The following is a 3,729-nucleotide window of genomic DNA, read 5'->3' on the forward strand; positions in this document are numbered from 1 at the left end:
GCCGCCGTGAATCGGTTTCCATCGGCCGCGGACGGGCGGGGATTCACGTCCCTTGCCAACCGGGTTCATGAGCTGGGCCTGAAGTTTGGCATTCACATCATGCGGGGGATTCCACGGCGTGCAGTGGAGTAGCGCCTGCGGGTGCTGGGTTCCGCACTGACCGCAGCGGAGATGGCGGACCTGTCCTCGCCCTGCGAATGGAATTCGGGCAACTGGATCTGTGGGACACGTGGAGTGACATCCACGACCAGTTTCAACCCATGGCACGGTGGGCGCCATTCTCCGGTCCCGGCGGGTTCGCAGACGCGGACATGCCGCCTCTGGGCCGGATTGGTATCCGTGCGGAGCGGGGAGCGGACCGGATGTCGCTGCTGACCGAGCCCGAGCAGCGCACCATGATGACGCTCTGGTCGGTTTCACGGTCCCCGCTGTTCGTCGGCGGGGATCTGCCAACCAGCAATCCTGAAACTATCAGCCTGTTGACCAACGCCGTAGTACTGGATGTGAACTCGCGCTCGGAGAAAAACACAGAGCACTGCGGGAACCGGACTATATTGTGTGGACCGCTGAGTTGGACGGACGCACTGTGGTTGCCGTTTTCACCGTGGGGGATGCTCCGCTGGAGATCCAGCTGCCGCTGAGGTCAATTGGACTGACGGAAGAAGCGGAAGGTGTTGAAGCCTGGACCGGTGAGAAGTCCCGCGTTGTGGATGGGCGACTGGCGGTTAGTCTCCCCGTCCACGGCGCGGCGCTGCACATGCTCACCTAACGCGGAAACGCCAACGCGCCGGGTCAGCACAGATTCGTAGGGGTTTCCCGGCGAACCTGAGCTTGCCCGGCGCGTTTGGTGCAGAACTATCTACCGGCTTTCTCCTTTGGTTTCCTCCGCGAACGCCACGGCCGCGGCCGGGTGTCGAAATCCTCCGGGAGCGCGTTCTCGATCCGGTCGTCCAACCTCTCGCCGAAGGTTTCGTCGAAGTTGTGGTTAAGGTTGCCCGTCACCTCTTCGCTGATTTCACGAGCTAGTTCCTCACGCCTCTGTCTGCGCTCAGCGCGCACCAGCACCTGATGTTCGGCGCTCAGTGCCTTATAGAGGGAAATGCACATTCCGATGATGATGACGCTGATCGGAAGGGCGGTGAGAATGGAACCTGTCTGCAGGGCGGTCAGCCCTCCGGCAAGCAATAGTGCAATCGCAATCAGACCCTCGAGGATCGCCCACATCACCCGGCTCCATTTCGGAGGATCGGTATCGCCGCCGGAGGCAAGCATGTCGACTACGAGCGAACCGGAGTCGGAGGACGTAATGAAGAAGATCGCCACCAGAATCACGGCGATTACTGAAAGCAGTCCGCCAAGCGGCAGGCCGGAAAGCATGCTGAAGAGCACGTTCTCCGACACGATTCCCTCTTCAGGATCAAACAATCCGCCGTTGAAGTCGTCGAAGGCGCGCTCGATTGCGGTGCCGCCCATCACGGCAAACCACATGAATCCGATAATTGAGGGCACCAGCAGGACCCCTGCGACGAACTCACGGACGGTCCGGCCGCGGGAGATTCGAGCGATGAACAGTCCGACAAACGGGGCCCAGGACATCCACCAGCCCCAGTAGAAGATGGTCCAGGAGCCCTGCCAGTCGACGCCGGCCGCGCCCTGGTAGGCGGTGGTGTCGAACGTGAGGCCAACAGCGCTCTGCAGGTATACGCCGAAGGATTGAGTGAATTCACGGAAAATGAAGAGGGTGGGTCCAAGCAGCAGCACCGCGATGAGGAACACGGCGGCGAGGCCCAGGTTGAAGTTGGACAACCATTTGATGCCCTTCCCAACCCCGCTGACCACGGATAGCGTGGCGATGAAGGTGATAACCAAAATCAAGCCGATCAGCAGCAGGTTGCTGGATTCCTCGAAGAGACCCAGCTGAACCAGACCCGCCGAGATCTGCTGTACACCCAGGCCCAGGGACGTGGCGACCCCGAAAAGCGTGCCGACGATGGCGACTATGTCGATCACGTCGCCGGCGCGGCCGCGGACGCGGTCACCGAGCAACGGTTCCAGCGCCCAGCGGATCGACACCGGGCGTCCCTTGCGGTGAATGGCGTATGCCAAAGAAAGGCCCACCACCGCGTAGATTGCCCAAGCATGGAATCCCCAGTGCAGGTAGGTCTGCGCCAGGGCAGCGTCAGCCAGTTCGGCAGGAGTGCCTTCAACACCTGGCTTTGGGTTGACGAAGAAAGTCAGAGGCTCCGCTGCTCCCCAGAAAACCAAGCCAATTCCCATGCCGGCGGCGAAAAGCATTGCAAACCAGGACAGCAGCTTGAACTCGGGTTTCTCGTCATCCTTGCCCAGCGTGATGTTCCCAAAACGGCTGAGACCCATCCATACCGCGAAGACGACAAACGCTCCCACGACCAGAAGGTAATATGGCGCCAATGCGGCCACGACGCCAGTTTGGAGGGTGCCGAGGACCGTTTCCGTTCCCTCAGGGAAGAGGATTGCCACCGCTACAGAAGCGAGTATGATCACCAACGCGGGCCAAAAGATGCCCGGCGCAGCGATCAATTTACGTTTGGACTGGGATCCGGGTTGGTTCGGAACCGCTTGATCAGTTTGCTTGTTTTCAGGAGGCGAACTCATGTCACGACCTTCCTTATTATTTTCAGAGAGTTTGCTCATGGGAAGCTGGTAACTAAATACCGCTACTCCCGAGTCTCCTCTGGTCAGCGCCGTGAATCAAACCTTCCGGGCACGCGGGAGCCACAAAAAGGCCGCGTCGTTCTGACTTGCCAGGGCAATCAGAGGGGTGCTGCCGGGCTAATGGATTCTGGTTGCCAGCCCCGGATAGTCCGTCACGATCCCGTCCGGATCCACGGAAATCTCTGCGGTGAATCCGCGACTATCCGAACTGAACAACACCACGCCGTCGCGCTCAGCTGACGCGGCCCGAACCTGACTGTAAACCTGCCGGCTCGGAACCACACGCAGGCTCGGGACTTCCACCCACGCCATGGCCATTTCCGTTTCATCGGCAGGAGCAAGCTTGGGGGAGTGGAGTCCCAGCCGGAGAACGGGCATGGTGTTGGTGACGGGACACAGGCCAAGGTCGCAGTCGAGGGCACCCGCCAACAGGGAAGCATCCGCAAGGCCGGGCTCAGGGAGGCCGCTCTCACCGGAGCTCTGCGCCTCACTGGACCAGGCGCCGTCGTCCGCTCTCTCCAATTCCAGGTGCCTGCTCCAACCGTTCCCGTGAACGGTGACCGTGAGCCGCCGTGTGACCCAACCCTCCACGGTGGTCAACGCCCAGCTCACTGCATAGCTGTCCGTGCGGGACGTACCGTGGGCGGTGAGGTGGTCGGATTCGAGATTGATGGTGGCCGTATCCAGCCGCGCTGGATCGTCCACGCCCTGCCAACTGTGCAGCAGGCTGGTGTGCAGTTGATTTCCCATTCCTTTACCTTAGGGAGCGGGGGAGCCATGCGCCAGAGTCGAGGGGTTGGTCATAGGGTTATGTACATGATTCCTACCTCGCGGCCGGTGAAGGGCAGCGCGCCAATGAGGGCTGTTTGTGCCCTACTTCGCCTGACACCGACCAAGAGGCACTACAGGTCCCCGGATTGGATGCGCGCCAACTACTTTGGTAGGCGGTACCCAGCACCTGCGGATCCTACGCGGGCCATCAGGAACCTGTGCACAATCGAGGAAACGCTGGAGGAGGGCAGGCGGGTACTGACC

The 3,729-nt window shown here is 61.0% G+C and carries 4 protein-coding genes; 2 read left to right on the forward strand and 2 right to left on the reverse strand.

Annotated features, from left to right (window positions below):
* Window positions 1–260 precede the first annotated feature (260 nt).
* Complete coding sequence (locus tag Y708_RS30965) at window positions 261–641, forward strand: alpha-amylase family protein (RefSeq protein WP_253905745.1); 381 nt, start codon at window positions 261–263, stop codon at window positions 639–641.
* On the forward strand, window positions 572–769 hold the full coding sequence (locus tag Y708_RS30395; protein WP_155853783.1) for a hypothetical protein: 198 nt from the start codon (window positions 572–574) through the stop codon (window positions 767–769). Before Y708_RS30965 ends, Y708_RS30395 begins: the two co-directional genes overlap by 70 nt.
* Window positions 770–855: 86 nt before the next feature.
* Here Y708_RS30395 and Y708_RS23860 read toward each other — a convergent pair whose 3' ends face one another.
* Entirely contained in the window at window positions 856–2,634 is a 1,779-nt protein-coding gene (locus Y708_RS23860) for a BCCT family transporter (RefSeq protein WP_253905746.1), read from the reverse strand.
* A 177-nt stretch (window positions 2,635–2,811) separates the two neighbouring features.
* Window positions 2,812–3,444, reverse strand: coding sequence for a putative glycolipid-binding domain-containing protein (locus Y708_RS0108350; RefSeq protein WP_028279573.1), 633 nt, complete (start codon window positions 3,442–3,444; stop codon window positions 2,812–2,814).
* Window positions 3,445–3,729: the final 285 nt, after the last annotated feature.

Source organism: Arthrobacter sp. H5, from assembly GCF_000520595.1.
GTDB lineage: Bacteria > Actinomycetota > Actinomycetes > Actinomycetales > Micrococcaceae > Arthrobacter_D.

Bases quoted from the DNA above. Each gene is read 5' to 3' on its own strand.
- Y708_RS30965 (WP_253905745.1), top strand. From the start codon at position 261: ATGGCACGGTGGGCGCCATTCTCCGGTCCCGGCGGGTTCGCAGACGCG.
- Y708_RS23860 (WP_253905746.1), bottom strand. From the start codon at position 2,634: ATGAGTTCGCCTCCTGAAAACAAGCAAACTGATCAAGCGGTTCCGAAC.
- Y708_RS0108350 (WP_028279573.1), bottom strand. From the start codon at position 3,444: ATGGGAAATCAACTGCACACCAGCCTGCTGCACAGTTGGCAGGGCGTG.